Genomic DNA, 19,714 nt, shown 5'->3' with positions numbered 1-19,714 from the left:
TGGGCCCGCATGAAACCTCGCGGTCTGTTGCGCGTTGTCGGCCAACAGGAGAATTCCATGGATCCGGGAACCGTGGCGGTGATGGTGATGCTTTCATGCAGCGCATCGCTCTGCAGGCCCACGGAGTCGCGCCCGGTCGTCTATTCATCGATGGAGGAATGCCAAGCGGCACTTGAAGCCAGACTGGCACCGTGGCCGAACGGCGAAATGGTCGGCCGATGCAAGCAGGTCGACCAGACGGCGACTGGCTCGATTCCTCCGGAAGGCTATGCCGCGGTTCAAGTCACGCGGGGAACCGGCAGCGATGCGGTCACCACCAACTATTTCGTGCCGAGAGCCAGCAACTAGAAGCCCGCCAGCAACGACAAGTCCGGATGCCGAAGCCGCCGGGCCGCGACCAACGTCGCCAGTTGGCGAACGGGGTAGACATCGGCGGGCTCTCGGGTTTGACCCGGCCCTCCTGAAACCATTTCAGGGACCCGGCGTTAACGACCGGCATGGCCAGACAAAGGAGACATTTCCATGACCGTCAACTGCCGCATATCCATCGACAACCGGCCTGACGCCACCAACGCCACTTTCCAGGCTGTGCCGCGGATTGGCGAGAGCGTTTCCCTGCCGGTCGACGGAAGCCCACAGGATCTCAGGGTCTCGCGCGTCGTGCATGTTCCCAACGGCGGACTGGAAGGCGCCGCGATTGTCGTCGAGGTGACGACCAACATCCTCTAGGCATCGTTTCGCCGGGAGATGCCGGAGAGTTCACGCTACAGTGATCGGCGGCAACGAAACCTCGCGCGGCCAAACACGTTCCATACCTGCAACAGGGTCCAGGTTCCAATGCAAACCGCGTGGTTCTCCAAGCCTGTCGTGGTGTCGGTCGGCGTTACCGGAGCCACCCGCAACCTGTCCAACACACAACAGGCCATCGAGTTGCTGACGACACATTGGCGCGATGCCGGCAGCCTGAAACACCAGTCCGCGCTGCGCGCCTGCCGCCGCGCAACGAGCGGCGACGTGCCGCCCGACGTCGCCAGGGAGGCTTTTGTCGAGGCCGCGCGCGAGGCGCATATCCTGGTCGAGTAGGTCGAGCACGGATTGTGGGCCACGGATTTTGGGCGGCATTCCGGCCCGGCGGATTGCCCTAGATGCCGGAACCCGGCGAATCGCCGTCAGCCTCGCTACCGATCGGCGCCACGACGATGGACGCCAAGGGCGCGCTCAGCCGCCATTTGAAATAGCCGGGCGACCGCTCCAAAATGGCGGAACCGCCCAGCGATTGCGGCGCCACCCGCTGCAGCACAACGGTGCCGAACCCCTTGCGCGTGGTCTGGTCCCGCCGGTCGCGGGGATGCGGCGTCGACGTCTCCTCCCAGGTCAAGTGAAATTCACGCTCGCCCACGGAGCCGGGGTTCTGCGTCCCGGAGTCGATTGTCCAGGTGATCTCTACCCGGCCGCCTTCGCTGCCCAGCGCGCCATATTTGGACGAGTTCGTGCCCAGTTCGTGGAAGGCCATGCCGAGGTTCTGTACCGCGTTCGACTGCAGCGTCAGGACCGGGCCGGAGAGCAGGATCTGCTCCTCGAGACCGAAGGGCTTGAGATGCTCCTGGATCAGGTCGAACAGGCTCGCCCCCGCCCATTCCGAGGTGACGAGCAGATCGTGCGACCGCGACAGCGCCATGATGCGGGCGCGGATCAACTCCTCGAACTCGCCTGGATGGGTCGAGCGCTTGCTGGTCTCCCTGACCATCGACAGGATGACCGCGAACTGGTTCTTGACGCGATGGTTGACCTCCCGCATCAGCAGCCTGATGCGGCGCTCGCTCTCCTTGGCGGCGGAGATATCGCGGGCGATTTGCGAGGCGCCGATGATCCCACCATTGCTGTTCTTGATCGGCGAAATCGTTAGCGAGACGGAAATCGGCACGCCATCCTTGCGCTTGCGCATCGTCTCAAAGCTCGCCACCCTGTCGCCGCTGCGAATCTTGCTGATGATCTCGATTTCCTCGTTCTTGAGGTGATCGGGGATTAGCATGAGAATGGATTGGCCGATCGCCTCCTCGGCGGTATAGCCGAACATGCGTTCCGCCGCCTGGTTCCAGCTTTGGATGATGCTGTTCAGGTCCTTGCTGATGATGGCATCGAAAGAGGAATCGACAATTGCCGCGAGCCGGGCATCGGCAGTCGCGAGCCGGGCATCGGCGGTCGCGAGCCGGGCATCGGCGGTCGCCCCCTGTCTGTCGCTGCCGTCGACGTCGTTCATCGCCACCCGCAATTGCATCTTCCCCCAATCAGATAAGGCGCAAACGGATCAAGGCAATCGCCGGCGCGAGGATGGATAGGCCTTAACGCATTTCACTCCGCCTGTTCCGGCGGCGTCTTGCCATCGCCATTGGGCCTGAGCACGCCGAATTCCTGCGACTTGGCGCCCATCTCGGCCGTCAGGAACCCGTCGGAGGCAAGGCCACGGCGCAGCAATTCGCGCACCGCAGCCGAACGGCTGGGCATGCGCTTGTCGAAACGCCAGTTTTCCAGCGCTGCCAGTTCATCCTGTGTCAACATGACCTGCAATCGTTCCGGGCGTTCCAGTTCCATGTGCGTTTCCCCGCGCAAGATTTGCTGAGTTAGTAACTGTCTCATTCCACTTACAGTTAGGAATTCGCTCATCTTGCGTCAAGCGTGGCTAATGCGCGAATGCAGCGTTGTACCAATGATGATCATCGAACGCAGGTTGCGCGTTCGTGTAACTCTACTAACTACCTGATTTTATTTGTCAATTTTTCATTTTTTAACTTGCCAGGCCACGGTATCGGGCGCATCTTGCCGCCTTGAGGAAACCAACTCGCTTTGGGAGGTTTCGATGCGATACGATTATTCCGCACAGCTGCGTGAAGACGTCCATTCGACCGTCTGCGCAGTGTTCAGGACCGTTGGCATCATCGAACTGACAGCAGTTGCGGATAGGATCAGGCTCAGGAACCTGGCCGAGAATGTCGCCCTCGAGGACATTGAACATCTGGTCATGCAGGCTGCTCAACTGCATGGCGCGCCGATCGAATTCGACACTTTGAGCTACGGATTGGCTCCGTCTGGAAACGGGCATGTCGAGAACGGCGATGAGAGTGCGACAGTCCATCTCGGTCTTCAACGATCAGGCTCGATGCAATAGTCAAAGCCCGAGGCGCGACAGATCCATGTGCCATGGAACGAGTCTAGCCTTCGGAAATTACTGCATCGCCCGATAAAGGAGGATGTAGTGAAGGCCCTGCGCAGTCTGCTTGCCGAACTGTCTTCCAACTGGCTCCAGCGCCGCAAGACGCAAAAACCAGTCGCCGGAAATCCTGTCAAACCCGTTTCCCGCGTTGCCCGCCAGACCGCGAGAACGCGACCGGAACACAAGCCAAAGCCGCCCTCCTCCCGTGACGTCGCTCCAAATAGGTGAGCACAGTGCGCTTACCGCCAGACTTGGGCTGAGCGGTCTGCTGGCAACCACACCCAAATCGGAATGAAGCCCGACTATCTTCGAAGCCCTGGACCCGAGATGTCCTTTCGCACATTCGCTGCAGCGTGACGCGCGACCAGCCCGTAGCTTGATGGCGAAGCCGGCGCGTACAGCGCCATGCCCGATGCTATCCATCGAGACCGCGCCGAACGCCCTTTGGGAATTGAGCGAGCGCCTTATATAATCCGGGTCATCTCCTTCCTTCCCTCTCGGAGCTCCACCATGACCCTCAACACACGCAAGCTCGGCAGCCAGGGGCTGCAAGTCTCGGCCATTGGTCTCGGCTGTATGGGCATGAGCCAGTCCTACGGCCCGGCTGACGAGGCCGAATCCGTCGCCACGCTGCACCGCGCCATCGAACTCGGCTGCACGTTCCTCGACACCGCCGAGGTCTATGGCCCGTACACCAACGAGGCCCTGCTCGGCCGGGCGTTGAAGGGCAAGCGCGACAAGGTGACCATCGCCACCAAGTTCGGCTTCCGCATCGAAAACGGTAAACAGGTGGGAGTCGATAGCCGGCCCGGGCATATCCGCGAGGTCGTGGAAGCCTCGCTCGGCCGTCTCGCCACCGATCATATCGACCTGCTCTACCAGCACCGCGTCGACCCTGCGGTGCCGCTGGAGGACGTCGCGGGCGCTGTCGGCGAGCTGGTCGCGCAAGGCAAGGTGCGGTTCTTCGGCCTGTCGGAGGCAGGTGCCGCCAACATCCGCCGGGCGCATGCCGTTCACCCGGTGTCGGCGTTGCAGAGCGAATATTCGCTCTGGGAGCGCAATCTGGAGCCGGAGATCATCCCCCTGCTCGGGCAACTCGGCATTGGCCTGGTGCCGTTCTCGCCACTCGGCCGCGGTTTTCTCACTGGCGAGGTCAAGCGCGCGGAGGACTACGCCGAGGGCGATTACCGCCGCAACGACCCGCGCTACCAGGGCGAAAACTACGATGCCAATGTCGACGCGGCGGCCAAGGTGCGCGACATCGCCACAGCCCGGGGCGTCAAGCCCGGCCAGATCGCGCTGGCCTGGCTGCTGGAGAAGGGCAACGGCTTTGGCGTCGACATCGTGCCCATCCCCGGCACCAAGCGGATCAGATATTTGGAGGAAAACGTCGCCGCCGCATCATTGAAACTCGACGCCGCCGAAATGGCCGCGCTCGACGATGCCCTGGCGCCGGGAAAAATCTCCGGCCCGCGCTACACCGAGCGCGGCATGGCGATGGTCGATCGGTAGGCGCTCAGAGCGCAAACGGGATCATCCTGGCTTGTATCTCGATCGGCGAAGACTTTAGACTGTGCGCACCGCATGCCTTGCCAGCGCGTGCTCGATCAGCGCGTCGATGACCTCGCTGTAGCCGATGCCGATCGCCGCCAGCGCCTTGGCGTACATCGAGATGTCGGTGAAGCCGGGCAGCGTGTTGACCTCGTTGACCAGCAGGGAGCCGTCGGCACGCAGGAAGAAGTCGACGCGCGCCAGGGCCTCGCAGCCGAGCGCCTTGAAGGCTTGCCCCGCCATGTTCCTCGCTCTGTCGGCGACTGCGGCGGGAATATCGGCGGGCACTTTGACCACCGCGCCGTCGGCGTCGAGATATTTGGCCTCGTAGGTGTAGAAGCCATGCTTGCCGGCCGGGATGATCTCGCCTGGCAGCGACACCGTGAGCGAGCCGTCTGCCCGTTGCAACACCGAGCACTCGATCTCGCGGCCTTCGACGAACTCCTCGATCAACGCCTTGCCGTCATAGCGGAAAGTGGTTTCGATGGCTGCTTCGAAGCCATCCCTGTCGTTTACTTTGCTCACTCCGAAGGACGAGCCCTGGCGCGCCGGCTTGGCGAAGAAAGGCAGCCCAAGCGCCCCGGCGGTTTCCTGGAACGAACCGACATCGCCTCTAAGCACGGTGACCGAGCGGGCGACGGCAAGGCCGGCCTCCCGCAGCAGCCGCTTGGCGACGTCCTTGTCCATGGCGGCGGCCGAGGCGAGGATGCCGCAGCCGACATAGGCGACATCGGCAACCTCGGCATAGCCCTGCACCGAGCCGTCCTCGCCGAACGGACCGTGCAGCACGGGAAAAACGACATCGACCGGCGGCAGGTCAGCTTCCTTGTGCGACGCTAAGATCAGCCGGCCCTTGCCGCCGGGCAGCAGGGCGACTTCCACGCCGTCCTCCGACACTGGAGCCCCTGCCCCTTCGCCGAAGGCCTCGGACGCCGGCTGCAGCAGCCATCTGCCGGCCCTGGAAATGCCGATCGGCACCACCTCGTACCGGGTCCGGTCGATCGCCTTCAGCACATTGGCCGCCGACAGCCGCGACACCTCGTGCTCGGCCGAGCGACCGCCATAGAGGATGGCAACCCTGATCTTTCCGGTCATCGAAATCCCTCAACTGTCAAAAATCAAATGCTGACGGCAATGCCGCGATTGGCGAAGAAACGATCGAAATCGGTGAGCGCCAACACTGCGTCCGCCTGTGTGGCGCTGGTATGGCCGGATGGGTTGTGGAAGCGAAAACCATCGTCCGACGCCGCCGTGACCAGCACCAGATGACCGCCCTTCGACGGCGGCTCGCGCTCCGGCCAGCGGATCGAACTGCTGACCGAAGCGATGAAGAAGCGCGACCGGGCGAGGATCCCTGGGACGTCCGCTGCCGCGACATCGGTCATCACCTCGGCCTCGAGGCCGAATTCCTGCTTCACGAAAGTGACGAAGGGCGCGTAGATCAGGCCCTTGATCGAGCCTTCATTGACGACATAGCCGCCATATCCGGTGCACCGCCTTGCCAGCTCGATCGTCGGCACGATCTGGCCGCGCGTCGCCAGGATCATCTTGAGGCAAGCCATGCCACAGACATTGGCGGCCCAGACCGCGTATTCGTCGAGCGTGGCGGCACCCGATCCCTGCCACAGCGGATCCTGCCGCAACGCGGCTTCGGCGCCATCGGCGAGCACCGCCAGCGTCATGTCGGGCGTCTCCCACTGACTGAAAAACGGCACGGCTTCAGGCAATGGACTCATGTGGACTCCTCGGGCAGGTGAAAGCCGCTCGGACACCCCGAATTTCCCGGTGCGTCGCGCGGCGTCTACTCAACCTTCGTCCAGCCGAACACCAGCCAGGCGTATTTCGATTTTTCATCGGGTTCGGCGGTGTAGGTCATCTGTATGTCGCCGCCCTTGGCGTGGATATCGAGCCTGGGGGCCGTGCCCAGCTTGAGCCATAGCGAACTCTTGTTGAAGGACCAGGTTCCGCACCAGACGCAGGAACCCGATGTCGGGTCACCGGCCTGATGGAAATTGTAGCGGCCGTCCGCGGTGATCTCCAGATAATCGAACGCGCCGTAAAACGCGGTCACCGTCTGCTGGAACTCATTGGCGGCCGCTTCCTGTTCCGGCGTGGGCGCATCCTTCAAGTCGCGCGGCGGCCGAGTGGTCGCGCCGCTGAGTTGCCATTTGCCGACAAAGTCCTTCTGGGTCGGAAGATATTCCTCCTGAGCCTGCGCGGAAGATATATGAGTAAATGGTAATATGAATGGTGAGGCCATGCACAAAATCGCAAGCAACGGCGCGACGACACGGATCGCCCTGGTTGATTTCTGCATAAAAATCGGTTCTCCACGGTGGGCAAGAGATGTTCTGTTCGGGATGTTATTGAGAAAGGCGGCGCGCTTTGCTTCGCCGATTCCCGTCCGCCATTTTCACGGTTAGCACCGGAGCCACCGAATTGGCAACGCAAGGCAGCGATCGGCAAAGCTGATCGGAACCAGTCTTCGCCATCTCGAGCTGCTTGCGAACGTGCCGGCGCGGGAAAAGCCCGCTTGCGATTCAAGGAAACGATGAATCGCTCTACCTGGCGCCACTCGGCGTCGAGCCGAAGCGGCGGCGGAAACAGCGATTGAAATAGGAGACGTCGGAAAAACCGCTCAACAGCGCGATCTCGCTGACCCGCATGCTGTCGTTGCGCCGGTCGCGCAGCATGCGATGGGCTCTCTGCAGGCGCAGTTCAAGAATATGCTCGGCGAAACTGGAGCCCGTTTCCTGCAAGAGATCATGGACATAGCGCGCGGAAAGCCGCAAATGCTGGGCGATGTGCTGAGCCGAGATGGCGGGATCGGCGAAGTTGTCCCGCATCTTCTGCAGGATGGCCTGCAGCCTTGCCGCGCGCAGGCCGCGCACGCCCGCCAGCTCGGCGATCTCGCCCTTGGCGCCGGTCGCCAGCCCGATCAGGTCGACGATCGTCTCGGTGGCGTGGGCGACAAGGTCGGGCGAGAGCAATGCCGGTCCCGCTTCCAGGAAGCCGCAATAGCGCTTGAGCATATCGAGCGCTTCATTGTCGGCGCCGATGGTCAGCGCCAGGCGATCCTCGAGATGGGGGAAGGCATTTTCCAGGATTTCGCGGGGCACCACGACATTGGTCCAGACATTTCGGTCGCCGCCGGTCATTTCCAGCGCTTCCGAAGCCGAGACCAGCGCGCCTTCGCCCCTGCCGATGCTGTAGTCGCGGCCGGTCTGCACGCCGCTCAGCTTGGTGTCGCCGTCGTTGACCAGCAGCAGGTAGCCGTCGCGGCCGTCATCGGCGATGTTGCGCGTCTTGCGGCTGGCATGCCTGATCGTCCCTGCCATCCGCCCCAGCACCAGCGGCCCGATGGCGGTGGCTTCGATATCCGCCTGGAACGGCACGTTGCCGGAGATGGCGTATTCGACCGACCATATCTCCGCGACATGGATGTCCTGCCAGAGCGCGAAACGCGCGCGGTCATCGAGATGCGGCGGCAGGTCGACCGATGAGAAGACATTCTTTTTCAACGACCAACCGGCCTTTCCCGCGCACGTGTCTTCCCTGAAGCCGCACCGTATGGGACCGATTTGCCTCTTGTCCAGAGGCGACGCTATCCATGCCCTGCGGGACAATTTCAGTGCCGCCCAGATCAAGGATCCGATCCGATTCGCCGGCCCCGCGTTTTTTTCAAATGCGCGGAACATGCAGCGGCATGAGAATCACCATCCGACGCGCGCATCGCGGTCGCCCGGCCGGCCGGGTGTTGCTAGAACGTGATCTTCACGGAAGCGGCACTCCGGTTGGCCGGGCCGTGGTGGACGGCCTCGATGTTGTTGCCGTCCGGGTCGAGCAGGAAGGCGGCATAATAGCCGGGATGATAGGGCCGCTCGCCGGGCGCGCCATTGTCCGTGCCGCCAGCCGCCAGCCCGGCCTTGTGGAAGGCATCGACCATGGCGTGATCCCTGGCCTGGAAGGCCAGATGATGGCGGCCGGTCAGCTTTCCCTGTGCGGCCCGGCTGTCGACGCTGGAGATGAACAATTCGTCGGCCCAGAAATAGTCCTCGCCGGTGCCGCCGATCGGGATACCGAGCACCTGGAAGAGCGCCTCGTAGAAATGCCGGCTGGCGGGGAGATCCCGGACCACGAGCTGCAGGTGGTCGATGAGCCGGCCGCGATGCAGTTCCATGAAAGCTCCTCCTCGCAAGGCCTCGAATTTAGGCGCGGGCGGCAAGGCGTCAACGCGGGGCGCCTGCATCTGCTGACAACCAGCGACAATTTTTTGGGCCCGACGGAACTTTTCGGCTGACCGGAAGTTTGGTGGCGCGGCGGGAGGATTGCGGTTGGATTGTTTTCAGAGGCTTGAAGCCCTGGTCGACAGCGCAGGCGCCGACGGCATCGAGGAAGCGAACGCATTGCTGCGCCGGTTCAAGGACAGGTCCGAAAAGACGGCGCGGGCCATCGACGAGTTCATGCTGGACTTCAAGACCTTGGTCTTCGTCGTCGAAACCGGCGAAGAGGGTTTCCAAAAGCCGATCCGCAAGCTCGCCCGCGCCAGGCTCGCGAAGCTCAAGCAACTGGTGAACGTGCCGGTCGTAAGCTTGGCTAACCCTTGAGCAGCGCCGCCAGCCGTGGAATGCCCTCGCTCACCGCGCGGCGGTCGGCCAGCGTGAACGACAGCCGCAGCGTGTTGCGGCCGGTGCCGTCGGCGTAGAAGGCATTGCCGGGCACGAAGGCGACGCGCGCCTCCTTCACCGACCGCGCCAGGAGTTCCGTGGCATCGGTGCCTTCCGGCAGCGTCACCCAGACGAACATGCCGCCTTCCGGGCGGCTCCAGCTCACGCCCTCCGGCATGTTGGCTTCCAGCGCGCCAAGCAGGCCGTCGCGGCGCTCGCGATAGGCGCCGATGAGTTTTTCCACCTGGCTGTCGAACACGGATTCGGCGACGCGGTGCATCACCATCTGGTTGACCGACGGGCTGTGCAGGTCCGAAGCCTGCTTCATCAGCACCAGTTTTTCGACCACGTGGCGCGGCGCGCAGACCCAGCCGACGCGCATGCCCGGCGACAGGATTTTCGAAAACGAGCCGCAATAGAGCGTGCGCGCCTTGTCGATGCCGCCGGAGCGCGCGCAGTCGAGCGCCAGGATCGGCGGCACACCCTCGCCGTCATAGCGCAGCGCCCGATAGGCGGCGTCCTCGATGACGGCGATGTCGAGCTCGCCGGCAAGGTCGAGCACGGCCTCGCGCTGCTTTCGGTCCAGCGTGGCGCCGGTCGGGTTGGCGAAGTCGGGCACCAGATAGGCGAATTTCACCCGCCCGCCATTGGCGGCGGCAGCGGTGTGGTAGGCCGCCGGTGTCATGTTGCCGCCTTCGGGCCGCAGCCGGTCGTAGCGCGGCTCGTAGGCGTTGAAGGCCTGCAGCGCGCCGAGATAGGTCGGCCATGTCACCAGCGCGGTATCGCCCGGCGACAGGAACAGCTTGCCGAGATAATCCAGCGCCTGTTGCGAGCCGGAGGTGATGAAGATGTTGGCCTCGTCGCAGGCAATGCCGAGCTTGCCCATCTGCCCGGCAAGCCAGCGCCGCAGCGGCAGATAGCCTTCCGAAACCTGGTACTGCAGGGCCGCCCCGGCTTCCGCGCCGCTCAGCACATCGCCATAGGCATCGCGGATGGCGTCGGACGGAAACAGCGACGGATCGGGAATGCCGCCGGCGAACGAAATGATGTCGGGCTGGTCGAGCAGCTTCAGCAGCTCGCGGATTTCCGACGCCTTCATACGCGACGAGCGCGAAGCCAACAGGTTCAAAAGGGCCAAGACATGCCTCCCCGACGTTTTCTTATATAGGTCAACCTGACTGACCTATATCCGGTTTGCCGGGCGATTTGAATAGTGCCTGAAAGGCTTCCGCTATACGCCAGTCGCCGCCAAGCCGGAACCGGCGACAGCGTGCTGGCGTCCGCTAAAGGCTCTTCTTGTAGCTGGCGGTGAAGCCCAAGCCTTCATAATTGGATGTTGGCCATAGCGGATGAGATACGGCCGTCCCCGGCGGCAAGGTTCAGCTCCCCCTTCCCCCTTGTGTGGGGGAAGGTGGCCTCGCGAAGGGAGGTCGGATGAGGGGTGTTCCAGCTTGGCAACATGCTTCTCGCGACACCACATTACACTGAATTATCAACGGATTATTTCTTTCGGCACCCCTCATCCGTCTCGGCGCTACGCGCCGATCCACCTGCTCCCACAAGGGGAGAAGGAAGGGGCGTCACCGCTCGCGAAATTGGATGTGACAATGGGCCAGCAACTATAGCCGCCACCGCTGCCGCACAGCACCACCGATCAATCCCCGTCCCCTGCAGGCTTGGCCTTGCCGCACTGCGCCAGCACCTTGCCGATGGCCGCGCTCGATCCCTTCAGCGGAAAGTTGATAGCGCCATATTTGGCCGCGCTGACCGACACGTCCCCATTCGAGCGCAGCAGGTCGAGCAGCGGATCGGCCTTGGCGAGATCGACCACGAAATCATTGTACATGGCCTCCAGTTGCAGCGTCTTCGTCACCGTCTTGCCATCGGCCTTGAAGTCGAACGAACCGCTGATGCCCGGTTCCAGTTGCTGGCCGCTGGCACCCAGGTCGTAGCTCAGAACCGGATTGTCGAAGCAGGTCAGCATCAGATGCGCGTCGCCTTTCGGCCCGCCGCAGACGGAAGCCGTCAGCACGCTGCCGCCCTCGTCTTCTTCCATCTTCGCGCTCCAGCCGCAGGACGCGGCAAAGGCCGGCTGCGCGCCAAGCAATGCCGCCAAGGCTCCGGCGGCAACGACATATCTTTTCATGACTTCCCCCTTCGGGCATTTGCAGCACCCGCCGGCAGCATATAGGAAAAGGCGTTGAATGGCATTGCATGTGCGGGGCGCCTTGGTGTTGAGAGCTTGTATTCGCCTGTGTCTTGTGACAGCCGCCCTGGTGGCCTCGCCGCTCGCCGCGCAGGCCGAATGGAAGCCGGTCGAGAAGGTCGAGACCTACGCCATTTCAGGCCAGTCCGGGCCGGAGCTCTACCGGTCGATCGGCGAGAACGGGCCGAATGCCGGCATTGCCCGCGCCATCGCCCACACCAATTTCAAGCTGACCTGGACCAGGGATTATCAGGCGCATGCCGGAGCCTGCGTGCTGGTTTCGGCGAAGCCCAAGCTCATCATCACCTACACCTTGCCCAGCCCCTCATCGCCGCTGCCCTCCGCCATCCAGAAGAACTGGGAGGTTTTCCTCGCCGGCGTCAGCGCCCACGAAAAGGTGCACGGCGCGAGCATTGTCGACATGGCGCGCAAGATCGAGGCGGCGACAGTGGGCCTGACCGTTCCCGACGACCCAAAATGCAGCAAGATCCGGGTCGAGATGACCAAGCGCCTGTCCGCTCTCTCGCAGGCGCTGCGCCAGGCAAGCCGCGATTTCGACCGCGTCGAACTCGGCCAGGGCGGCAATCTGCAGAAGCTCATTCTTGCGCTTGTGAATGGCGGCTGAGAAGGCCACCGCGCCCTGCGGCGCGGCGGCATATCCGTGGTTCGCTCGGCCTACCGGCTGAGGTCCAGCGCCGCGCTCAGATCCCCCATCGGCGGCTCGCCATTGGCGGCCAGCGCCTTGTCGCGGGCAACGATGCCGGTCAGTACCGGCAGGTCGTAGCGCGCGGTGATGAAGCGCAGGATCGATGTCGTGTCGTATTGCGTGTGGTCGACCGTGCCCATCCTGGCATAGGGCGAGACGATGAAGGCCGGGATGCGGTTGCCCGGGCCCCAGTGGTCGGCCTTGGGCGGCGCGACATGATCCCAGAAGCCGCCATTCTCGTCATAGGTGACGACCACCAGCATGTGGCCCCATTGCGGGCTCTTCTCCAGATGCGAAATGAGGTCGGCCAGATGCTGGTCGCCGCTGGCCACGTCGGCATAGCCGCCATGTTCGTTGAGATTGCCCTGCGGCTTGTAGAAACTCACCGCCGGCAGCTTGCCGTCGTCGATCGCCTTGATGAACTCGGCCCCATTCAGGCCGCCGTCCCTCAGATGCTCGGTGCGCGCGGGGGTGCCGGGCGCGTAGGCGGCAAAATAGTTGAACGGCTGGTGGTGGAACTGGAAGTTCGGCACCGGCGTCGCGTTCTTGCCGTCCAGCGTTGCCTGCCAGGCGCCGGCATACCAGGCCCAGCTCACCCCCTTCAGCGACAGCAGATCGCCGATGGTGATGTCGTGCTGCGGCGGCAGCGTGGTGGGCGCGGCCGGGTCGGCCAGCGCCTTGTCGCCGCCCTCGGCCGGCTTGTTGGCGCTCGGTTGATAGGGCGGCTGCATGGTGTTGACGGCATGGAAGTCGGGCGTGATGGCGCCGTCATTGACGAATTTCGGTACGCCGCCGAGTGCCGAGGCCGGCGAATTGTCGGCGACCTTCAAGGTTGTGCCATCGGCCTCGACCACGGCGATCTGGCCCTTGATCGGACTGGTGTCGGCGTGGGGGTAGACCGGTGTACAGGCGCAGGCGAGCTGGAAATGGTTGAGGAAGGAGCCGCCGAAGGCGCCCTGGAAGAAATTGTCGGCCAGCACATACTTCTTCGCGACCTGCCACATCGGCAGGATGGAGCCATCATAGTGCCCCATGACCAGGCCGCCGGAATCGGCCCAGGCGACGAATTTGTCGTTCTTGCCGCCGTCGATCTGCATCTGCTCCTGGTAGAAGCGGTGCCACAGATCATGGGTGATGACGTTGGTGCCTTCGTTGAAGCCCTTGGGATCGTCAATGGCGAAGGGAGCGTTGGCGAGATGCGCGGTCTCAGCCTCCGTCACCACGGGCGTGACGCCCTTTCCGGTCAGCCCGCCCCAGGCCGGCGGCAGCTCGGTGAACGGCTTGCCGTCGCGGTCGAGCTGGCGCGCCTGATCGGCCGAGACATTGGCCAGCCCGTTGGCGCCGGGGAAGCCGCCATTATAGGGGCAGCTAACGTGGATGCCTTGTCACCTTTGTGACATCCGCCGCCGCGGCGAACACGGTTTCGTGAGCACTGGAGCCGGTCATCAATCCGTTGCACTCCATTCCTATTTCCGGGCCAAAGCGGACCATTCCCCATGACGACGGGACGATGAAAAAGACGACGAGAGGATCGAAAAGCCTGATGATCGCGATTGCCGCGATCTCGACCTTTGGCTTTGCCGCGCCCGCGAATACGGCGGATGGCGTCTATCCCGGTCCGCTATCGCGCGCGCAAGCTTTCGCGCGCGCCGAGGCGCTGACCGCCTTGGGGCGAAAAATGTTCTTCGACCCGGCGCTGTCGGCCTCGGGCAGGCAGGCCTGCTCGTCCTGCCATGATCCGCGCCATGCTTTCGGACCGGCCTCGGCCACGCCGGTCGAGATGGGCGGCCCGAACCTCGACCAGCCCGGTGTGCGCGCGGTGCCCTCGCTGCGCTATCTCCAGGCCGCTCCCGCCTTCACCGAGCATTTTTACGATTCCGACGACGAAGGCGACGAGAGCGTCGACAACGGTCCGACCGGCGGCCTGACCTGGGACGGCCGCGCCGACCACGGCAAGGATCAGGCGAAAATCCCCCTGCTCTCGCCCTTCGAGATGGCCAACAAGGATGCGGGGGCTGTCACCGCCGCCTTGCGTAAATCGGCCTATGCCGACGAGTTCAAGGCAACCTTCGGCAACGATGTCTTCGACCGCCCGGGCGACGCCTTCGACGCCGCCGCCGAGGCGCTCGGCACGTTCGAGCAGAGCGCCGCCGATTTCTACCCCTATTCCAGCCGCTACGACGCCTTCCTCGCCGGCAAGGCGACATTGTCGGCGCAGGAACGGCGCGGCCGCGCCCTGTTCGAGGACGAGGCGAAAGGCAATTGCGCCTCCTGCCACCTCAGCGAACCCGCCAATGACGGCGAGCCGCCGCAGTTCACCGACTTCGGCCTGATCGCTATCGCCGTGCCGCGCAATCCGGCCATCCCGGCCAACGCCGACCCCGCCTATGCCGATCTCGGCCTGTGCGGCCCGCTGCGCACCGATTTTCACGGCCGCACCGGCTATTGCGGCCTGTTCAAGACACCGACGCTGCGCAATGTCGCGCTGCGCAAGAGTTTCTTCCACAACGGCTACTTCCACACGCTGCGCGACGCCGTCGCCTTCTACGCCAGCCGCGACACCGACCCCGGCCACTGGTATCCCAGGAATGCAGACGGCATGGTGAGGCAATATGACGATTTGCCAAAGGCTTACTGGGGAAATCTCAACCAGGACCCACCCTTCAACGGCAAGAAACCCGGCGACAAGCCGGCGCTCAACGATGCCGAGATCGACGACATCGTCGCGTTCTTGCAGACGCTGACGGACGCGGATCAGACGGCGAAGCGGTCGCGGTGAACTGGGAAGCCCCGCCATAGTGGGTCGCTGGTTGACTGGCGACTAGACTAATCCGAGAGGTATCGGACTGAAGCCAGCCGCCTCTCACAGCGCCCGGATGACGCCCCCATCCACCCGGATATTCTGCCCGGTGATGTAACCCGCCCCGTCCGACGCCAAAAACGCGATCGTCGCGGCGATCTCCTCTGATGTGCCGTAGCGCTGCATCGGCACGTTGTCGCGGCGCTCTTCGGTGGCGGGCAGGCTGTCGATCCAGCCGGGCAGCACATTGTTCATGCGCACATTGTCGGCCGCATAGGTGTTGGCGAAAATCTTGGCGTAGGCGGCAAGGCCGGCCCGGAACACGGCCGAGGTCGGGAACATCGCGCTCGGCTCGGCCACCCAGGCCGTCGAGATGTTGATGATGGCGCCGCCCTTCTGCTTGACCATCTGCGGCGCCATGATGCGCACCGGCCGGACGACATTCATCAGGTAGACATCCATGCCGGTGTGCCACTGCTCGTCCGTGATCTCCAGGATCGGCGCGCGCGGCCCATGGCCGCCGCTGTTGACCAGCACGTCGATGCGGCCATAGCGCTCCAACGTCAGGTCGGCGAGACGCTGCAGGTCGTCGTTCGACTGGTTGGAGCCGGTGACGCCGAGCCCGCCAAGCTCCTTGGCCAGCGCCTCGCCCTTGCCGGACGAAGACAGGATCGCCACCTTGAACCCATCTGCCGCCAGGCGCTTGGCCGCCGCCGCCCCCATGCCGCTGCCGCCGGCCACGATGACGGCTGTCTTTTCTAGACTCATCGGATTTCCTTTTCAGATTGGCGAGAGCCACGGTTTCAGCGGTCCCTATAGCCGGTTTCGCCGCGCGGTTCGAACGAGAAAGCCTGAATCGAGCTGCAGAAAACTTGCGGTGAGCCGCGCCCTATCCTTCCACCGTCTCCAGCTCGCTCAGCAGCGTGCCTTCCATGTCGGGCTCGTCGCCGGAGCAGACGCACAGCATCTCGGCGTCGCCCTCGCCCACCGAGAGATAGGCATGGCCCATGGTGGAATCGATGTAGACGCTCTCGCCTGCTTTCAGCCGCACGGGCGCGTATTGGTCGGTGTGCAATTCGATCTCGCCCTTGAGCACGATCAGGAACTCCTCGCCGGCATGCCGGGTCAGCGGACCGAACTCTTCCGGCGTGCGGGCGCGTGCATAGGCGTGGATCGGCACCATGCGCTTGCGCACGAGATCGGTGGCGAGATACCGGTAGTCGTAGTTGCGGGTCAGCTGGCGCAGTGTGTTGGACTGCGAGGTCACCGAACGGCGGGTGCGCGCCGCCGGCTGCTTGCGGTCGCCGCTGAGCAGCTCCGTCACATGGATGCCGAGGCCTTCGCAGATCTGTAAAAGCTTGTCGTAGCTCAGCGACATCTGATCGTTCTCGACCTTGGACAGCGTCGACACCGCGACGCCGGTGAGAGAGCTGACCTCCTGCAAGGTCCAGCCATGTCTTTTTCTCAGGGCACGCAGACAATCACCGAGATTTGGTTGCTCCGACATTGTCAGCTCCATGAAGCGGCGGCACGTCACTACCGCGGGGTTCACCCTAGGTAGTCGAACTCGAGCGGGCCATCAACAACATCAATAATTTTCTTATACGCTAAATATTGACTGGATACGAAATTTTTTTTACGACTGATGGATGCAGTCGGATTCTCCCACCAAGATCATCGTCATCGGCGGCGGCATCGCCGGTCTCTCCCTTGCCGCCGAGGTGGCGGACTGGGCCGATGTCACCGTCATCGAGCGCGAACCGCATCTCGGCTACCACGCCAGCGGCCGCTCCGCCGCTCTGTTCACCGAGACCTATGGCAACCGCCTGGTGCGCGGGCTGACGCTGGCCGGCCGGCAGGCGATTGTCGAGGGCGGTTTCGTCGCCCATCGGCGTGGCGCGCTGCACGTCGGCTGGGTCGGCGACGATGCCGCCATCGACAGGCTGGCTCATGAATTGCAGGCGCTGGTGCCGAGCGTGCGCCGCCTGTCGGCGGCCGAGCTCCACGGGCTGGTTCCGGTCATTGCCAGGGAAACCACCTGCGGCGGCGTCTATGAGCCGGACGCGGTGGATGTCGACACCGGCAAGATGCTGGGGTCCAGCGCCTCGTCGCTCAAGGCCCGCGGCGGCATCATCCGCACCGGCGAGGAGGTCCGCGCCATATCACGCGGCGGCCGCGCTTTTCGGGTTGAAACGAGCGCCGGCGTCTACTCGGCCGACATCGTGGTCAACGCCGCCGGCGCCTGGGTCGATGTCGTCGCCGGGATGGCGGGGCTGCCGGGCCTCGGCTTCCAGCCCAAACGGCGCACCGCCTTCCTGTTCGATCCACCCGCCGGGATGGATATCGCCGGCTGGCCGCTGGTGGTCGACCTGCACGAGCAGTTCTACTTCAAGCCCGATGCCGGCAGGCTGATCGGTTCCCTCGCCGACGAGACGGATTCCGAACCTTGCGACGCCTGGCCGGAAGACCTCGACGTCGCCATCGCCGTCGACCGCATCGAACAGGCGACATCGATGCGCATAGGCCGTCCGTCGACACCATGGGCGGGCCTGCGCACCTTCGCGCCCGACCGCACGCCGGTCGCCGGCTTCGACCCGCGCCTGCCCGGCTTCTTCTGGCTCGGCGGCCAGGGCGGCTACGGTTTCCAGGTTTCGCTGACCTTGGCCAGGCTGAGCGCGGCGCTGCTGCGCGGGCAGTCCATCCCGGGGGATGTCACGGCGCTCGGCGTCACCGCCGGGGCGCTGGCGCCTGATCGCTTTCTTGTCCCGGCGGCGACCCCATGAATTTCAGCCCTTCCCTCAACCCGTAAAGTGTCATCAGGAGCGTTTGCGATGAAATCCACCGTTCTGCGCACAGTGCTTGCCCCGTCTCTTCTGGCCGCGTCCCTTCTGGCCTCGACCCTTCTGGCCTCATCCGTCCTCGTCGGCGGGCAGGCCTACGCCAAGACGCTGGTCTATTGCTCGGAGGCCAATCCCGAGACCTTCAACCCGGCGATCGGCATCGCCGATTCCACCATGGACGCCGCCGCCAAGACGATCTTCAACCGGCTGGTCGAGCTCAAGCCGGGCACGACGGAGGTCGGGCCGGCGCTGGCCGAAAGCTGGGATGTTTCATCGGATGGCAAGACCTACACCTTCCATCTCAGGCACGGCGTGAAATTCCAGTCGAACGAGCACTTCACGCCCTCGCGCGACTTCAACGCGGATGACGTGCTCTACACCTTCAACCGCCAGCGCGATGCCAACAATCCCTATCACAAGCTCGGCGGCGGCGCTTACGAGTACTTCAACGCGCTCGGCATGGGCACGCTGATCGACAGAATAGACAAGGTCGACGACTACACGGTGCGCTTCACGCTGACGGCAGCCAATGTCACCTTCCTGGCCGGGCTGGCGCTCGACTATCTCTCGATCCTGTCGCTGGAGCAGACGCAAAAGATGGTCGCGGCCGGCACGCCGGAGCTGATCGACAGCATGCCGGTCGGCACCGGGCCTTTCGTGCTTCAGGCCTATGTGCCCGACAGCCAGGTCCGCTACGCCGCCAACAAGAATTACTGGCGCGGTGCGCCGAAGATCGACACGCTGGTCTTCGCCGTCACGCCCGAGCCGACCACCCGCGTCGAGCGCATCAAGGCCAATGAATGCCAGGTCGCCGCGCCGCCGCCGCCAAGCGCGGTCGCCGACCTGCGTGCCGATCCCGACATCACGGTTCTCGATCTCAAGGGCCAGAACATCGGCATCCTCGGCTTCAATGTCGAGCACCAGCCGCTGGGCGACGTGCGCGTGCGCACGGCACTGGCCAAGGCCATCGACCGCAAGGCGATCGTCGATGCCGTCTACGCCGGGCGCCGGCACGGTGGCCGGCAGCGTCGTGCCGCCGGCGCAGCTCGGCGCCGTCACCGATGCCGGCATCGACTATGATCCCGATGGGGCGAAGAAACTGCTGAAGGAAGCCGGCCACGAAAGCGGCCTCAAGGTCAGCCTGTGGGCGATGCCGGTGTCGCGCCCCTATAACCCCAACGCCAAGCGCATGGCCGAGATGATCCAGGCGGACTGGGCCAAGGTTGGCGTGCACTCGGAGATCGTCAGCTTCGAATGGGGCGAATATCTCAAGCGCACCGCGGCGGGCGAACAGGACACCTTCCTGCTCGGCGGCAGCAGCGACAATGGCGACCCCGACAACATGCTGAGCTATCTCCTCTCCTGCGACGGCGTGAAAGGCGGCTCCAACCGCTCGCGCTGGTGCGATAGGGATTTCGAGAAACTGCTTGACGATGGTCGCGTCGCCGCCGACCCCAAGGAGCGCGCGGCGATCTACGGGAAGGCGCAAGCGATTCTGAAGGCCGAGGTGCCGGTGGCGCCGATCGCCCATTCGATGGTGGCGATCCCGATCCGCAAAAGCGTGCTCAACTACGTGCTCGACCCCTTCGGCCGGCAGAATTTCGCCGCCGTCGATATGGCGGAGTAGGCTGGGCTGCCCTTCCCTTCTCCCCTTGTGGGGCAGGGCTATCGCATATGAGTGATGGCATTGATGAGATAGTCGTCATTCCAGGCGCATTTCTTGATGCGGTGGC

Annotated in this window: 20 protein-coding genes and 2 pseudogenes; 10 read left to right on the top strand and 12 right to left on the bottom strand. The window is 63.9% G+C overall.

The window, feature by feature from the left end; genetic code table 11:
* The first annotated feature begins 57 nt into the window (after positions 1–57).
* The 3 genes from FJ941_RS27665 (at position 58) to FJ941_RS27655 (ending at position 1,083) form a co-directional block, all read left to right on the top strand.
* The gene (locus tag FJ941_RS27665) at positions 58–348 is read left to right on the top strand and encodes a hypothetical protein (RefSeq protein ID WP_140510654.1); all 291 of its coding nucleotides are present in this window, start codon (positions 58–60) and stop codon (positions 346–348) included.
* A gap of 174 nt (positions 349–522) precedes the next feature.
* Positions 523–729 carry a hypothetical protein gene (locus tag FJ941_RS27660; protein ID WP_140510652.1) on the top strand — a complete coding sequence of 69 codons (207 nt, stop codon included), beginning with the start codon at positions 523–525 and terminating at the stop codon, positions 727–729.
* Between the two features lie 108 nt (positions 730–837).
* Entirely contained in the window at positions 838–1,083 is a 246-nt protein-coding gene (locus FJ941_RS27655; RefSeq protein ID WP_140510650.1) for a DUF982 domain-containing protein, read from the top strand.
* A 58-nt stretch (positions 1,084–1,141) separates the two neighbouring features.
* Here the strand turns inward: FJ941_RS27655 and FJ941_RS27650 are convergent, their stop codons facing one another.
* Both FJ941_RS27650 and FJ941_RS27645 read right to left on the bottom strand, forming a co-directional pair.
* The gene (locus FJ941_RS27650; RefSeq protein ID WP_140510648.1) at positions 1,142–2,260 is read right to left on the bottom strand and encodes a PAS domain S-box protein; all 1,119 of its coding nucleotides are present in this window, start codon (positions 2,258–2,260) and stop codon (positions 1,142–1,144) included.
* 92 nt (positions 2,261–2,352) lie between these two features.
* Positions 2,353–2,592: a hypothetical protein gene (locus FJ941_RS27645; protein ID WP_140510646.1), complete on the bottom strand. Its 240-nt coding sequence runs from the start codon at positions 2,590–2,592 to the stop codon at positions 2,353–2,355.
* Positions 2,593–2,857: 265 nt separating this feature from the next.
* Here FJ941_RS27645 and FJ941_RS27640 point away from each other — a divergent pair, with 265 nt between their 5' ends.
* Complete coding sequence (locus tag FJ941_RS27640) at positions 2,858–3,166, top strand: hypothetical protein (RefSeq protein ID WP_140510644.1); 309 nt, start codon at positions 2,858–2,860, stop codon at positions 3,164–3,166.
* A 555-nt stretch (positions 3,167–3,721) separates the two neighbouring features.
* Complete coding sequence (locus tag FJ941_RS27630) at positions 3,722–4,723, top strand: aldo/keto reductase (RefSeq protein WP_140510642.1); 1,002 nt, start codon at positions 3,722–3,724, stop codon at positions 4,721–4,723.
* Positions 4,724–4,777: 54 nt separating this feature from the next.
* Here the strand turns inward: FJ941_RS27630 and FJ941_RS27625 are convergent, their stop codons facing one another.
* The 5 genes from FJ941_RS27625 to FJ941_RS27605 form a co-directional block, all read right to left on the bottom strand.
* A complete protein-coding gene (locus FJ941_RS27625) occupies positions 4,778–5,857 on the bottom strand; it encodes a D-alanine--D-alanine ligase family protein (protein WP_140510640.1) in 1,080 nt (359 codons plus the stop codon).
* A gap of 23 nt (positions 5,858–5,880) precedes the next feature.
* Positions 5,881–6,498 (bottom strand): C39 family peptidase, encoded by a 618-nt coding sequence (locus FJ941_RS27620; RefSeq protein ID WP_140510638.1) that lies wholly within the window; start codon positions 6,496–6,498, stop codon positions 5,881–5,883.
* Positions 6,499–6,563: 65 nt separating this feature from the next.
* A complete protein-coding gene (locus tag FJ941_RS27615; RefSeq protein WP_140510637.1) occupies positions 6,564–7,079 on the bottom strand; it encodes a hypothetical protein in 516 nt (171 codons plus the stop codon).
* A 244-nt stretch (positions 7,080–7,323) separates the two neighbouring features.
* Positions 7,324–8,283, bottom strand: coding sequence for an AraC family transcriptional regulator (locus tag FJ941_RS27610; RefSeq protein WP_140510635.1), 960 nt, complete (start codon positions 8,281–8,283; stop codon positions 7,324–7,326).
* Between the two features lie 239 nt (positions 8,284–8,522).
* Positions 8,523–8,942 (bottom strand): VOC family protein, encoded by a 420-nt coding sequence (locus tag FJ941_RS27605; protein ID WP_140510633.1) that lies wholly within the window; start codon positions 8,940–8,942, stop codon positions 8,523–8,525.
* Positions 8,943–9,096: 154 nt separating this feature from the next.
* Between FJ941_RS27605 and FJ941_RS27600 the strand changes: the two genes are divergently transcribed.
* Complete coding sequence (locus FJ941_RS27600; protein ID WP_246674038.1) at positions 9,097–9,369, top strand: hypothetical protein; 273 nt, start codon at positions 9,097–9,099, stop codon at positions 9,367–9,369.
* Here the strand turns inward: FJ941_RS27600 and FJ941_RS27595 are convergent.
* On the bottom strand, positions 9,359–10,528 hold the full coding sequence (locus FJ941_RS27595; protein ID WP_181170024.1) for a PLP-dependent aminotransferase family protein: 1,170 nt from the start codon (positions 10,526–10,528) through the stop codon (positions 9,359–9,361). The genes FJ941_RS27600 and FJ941_RS27595 overlap by 11 nt on opposite strands.
* A gap of 555 nt (positions 10,529–11,083) precedes the next feature.
* A complete protein-coding gene (locus FJ941_RS27590) occupies positions 11,084–11,575 on the bottom strand; it encodes a hypothetical protein (RefSeq protein WP_246674037.1) in 492 nt (163 codons plus the stop codon).
* Between the two features lie 58 nt (positions 11,576–11,633).
* Between FJ941_RS27590 and FJ941_RS27585 the strand changes: the two genes are divergently transcribed.
* Positions 11,634–12,260, top strand: coding sequence for a DUF922 domain-containing Zn-dependent protease (locus FJ941_RS27585; RefSeq protein ID WP_140510629.1), 627 nt, complete (start codon positions 11,634–11,636; stop codon positions 12,258–12,260).
* Positions 12,261–12,310: 50 nt separating this feature from the next.
* On the opposite strand, the pseudogene FJ941_RS27580 reads toward FJ941_RS27585, so the two are convergent.
* Positions 12,311–13,690: pseudogene (locus FJ941_RS27580) on the bottom strand (acid phosphatase); the annotation flags it as partial.
* A 194-nt stretch (positions 13,691–13,884) separates the two neighbouring features.
* Here FJ941_RS27580 and FJ941_RS27575 point away from each other — a divergent pair.
* Complete coding sequence (locus tag FJ941_RS27575; RefSeq protein WP_140510627.1) at positions 13,885–15,120, top strand: cytochrome-c peroxidase; 1,236 nt, start codon at positions 13,885–13,887, stop codon at positions 15,118–15,120.
* A gap of 84 nt (positions 15,121–15,204) precedes the next feature.
* Here FJ941_RS27575 and FJ941_RS27570 read toward each other — a convergent pair whose 3' ends face one another.
* On the bottom strand, positions 15,205–15,909 hold the full coding sequence (locus FJ941_RS27570) for an SDR family oxidoreductase (protein WP_140510625.1): 705 nt from the start codon (positions 15,907–15,909) through the stop codon (positions 15,205–15,207).
* 121 nt (positions 15,910–16,030) lie between these two features.
* Positions 16,031–16,648 (bottom strand): XRE family transcriptional regulator, encoded by a 618-nt coding sequence (locus FJ941_RS27565; RefSeq protein ID WP_140510623.1) that lies wholly within the window; start codon positions 16,646–16,648, stop codon positions 16,031–16,033.
* A 142-nt stretch (positions 16,649–16,790) separates the two neighbouring features.
* Between FJ941_RS27565 and FJ941_RS27560 the strand changes: the two genes are divergently transcribed.
* Both FJ941_RS27560 and FJ941_RS27555 read left to right on the top strand, forming a co-directional pair.
* On the top strand, positions 16,791–17,924 hold the full coding sequence (locus tag FJ941_RS27560; protein WP_140510621.1) for an FAD-binding oxidoreductase: 1,134 nt from the start codon (positions 16,791–16,793) through the stop codon (positions 17,922–17,924).
* Positions 17,925–17,972: 48 nt separating this feature from the next.
* Positions 17,973–19,608, top strand: a pseudogene (locus FJ941_RS27555) (ABC transporter substrate-binding protein).
* Positions 19,609–19,714 lie beyond the last annotated feature (106 nt).

The organism is Mesorhizobium sp. B2-3-13 (assembly GCF_006442195.1).
Taxonomy (GTDB): domain Bacteria; phylum Pseudomonadota; class Alphaproteobacteria; order Rhizobiales; family Rhizobiaceae; genus Mesorhizobium; species Mesorhizobium salmacidum.
This window is presented reverse-complemented; position numbering and strand designations above follow the sequence as displayed.

Excerpts from the sequence above, each read along its gene's own strand:
- FJ941_RS27560 (WP_140510621.1), top strand. The coding sequence starts at position 16,791 with ATGCAGTCGGATTCTCCCACCAAGATCATCGTCATCGGCGGCGGCATC.
- FJ941_RS27615 (WP_140510637.1), bottom strand. The coding sequence starts at position 7,079 with ATGCAGAAATCAACCAGGGCGATCCGTGTCGTCGCGCCGTTGCTTGCG.
- FJ941_RS27605 (WP_140510633.1), bottom strand. The coding sequence starts at position 8,942 with ATGGAACTGCATCGCGGCCGGCTCATCGACCACCTGCAGCTCGTGGTC.
- FJ941_RS27655 (WP_140510650.1), top strand. The coding sequence starts at position 838 with ATGCAAACCGCGTGGTTCTCCAAGCCTGTCGTGGTGTCGGTCGGCGTT.
- FJ941_RS27575 (WP_140510627.1), top strand. The coding sequence starts at position 13,885 with ATGATCGCGATTGCCGCGATCTCGACCTTTGGCTTTGCCGCGCCCGCG.
- FJ941_RS27630 (WP_140510642.1), top strand. The coding sequence starts at position 3,722 with ATGACCCTCAACACACGCAAGCTCGGCAGCCAGGGGCTGCAAGTCTCG.
- FJ941_RS27595 (WP_181170024.1), bottom strand. The coding sequence starts at position 10,528 with ATGAAGGCGTCGGAAATCCGCGAGCTGCTGAAGCTGCTCGACCAGCCC.
- FJ941_RS27665 (WP_140510654.1), top strand. The coding sequence starts at position 58 with ATGGATCCGGGAACCGTGGCGGTGATGGTGATGCTTTCATGCAGCGCA.
- FJ941_RS27590 (WP_246674037.1), bottom strand. The coding sequence starts at position 11,575 with ATGAAAAGATATGTCGTTGCCGCCGGAGCCTTGGCGGCATTGCTTGGC.
- FJ941_RS27620 (WP_140510638.1), bottom strand. The coding sequence starts at position 6,498 with ATGAGTCCATTGCCTGAAGCCGTGCCGTTTTTCAGTCAGTGGGAGACG.
- FJ941_RS27650 (WP_140510648.1), bottom strand. The coding sequence starts at position 2,260 with ATGAACGACGTCGACGGCAGCGACAGACAGGGGGCGACCGCCGATGCC.
- FJ941_RS27570 (WP_140510625.1), bottom strand. The coding sequence starts at position 15,909 with ATGAGTCTAGAAAAGACAGCCGTCATCGTGGCCGGCGGCAGCGGCATG.
- FJ941_RS27625 (WP_140510640.1), bottom strand. The coding sequence starts at position 5,857 with ATGACCGGAAAGATCAGGGTTGCCATCCTCTATGGCGGTCGCTCGGCC.
- FJ941_RS27660 (WP_140510652.1), top strand. The coding sequence starts at position 523 with ATGACCGTCAACTGCCGCATATCCATCGACAACCGGCCTGACGCCACC.
- FJ941_RS27645 (WP_140510646.1), bottom strand. The coding sequence starts at position 2,592 with ATGGAACTGGAACGCCCGGAACGATTGCAGGTCATGTTGACACAGGAT.
- FJ941_RS27640 (WP_140510644.1), top strand. The coding sequence starts at position 2,858 with ATGCGATACGATTATTCCGCACAGCTGCGTGAAGACGTCCATTCGACC.
- FJ941_RS27565 (WP_140510623.1), bottom strand. The coding sequence starts at position 16,648 with ATGTCGGAGCAACCAAATCTCGGTGATTGTCTGCGTGCCCTGAGAAAA.
- FJ941_RS27585 (WP_140510629.1), top strand. The coding sequence starts at position 11,634 with ATGGCATTGCATGTGCGGGGCGCCTTGGTGTTGAGAGCTTGTATTCGC.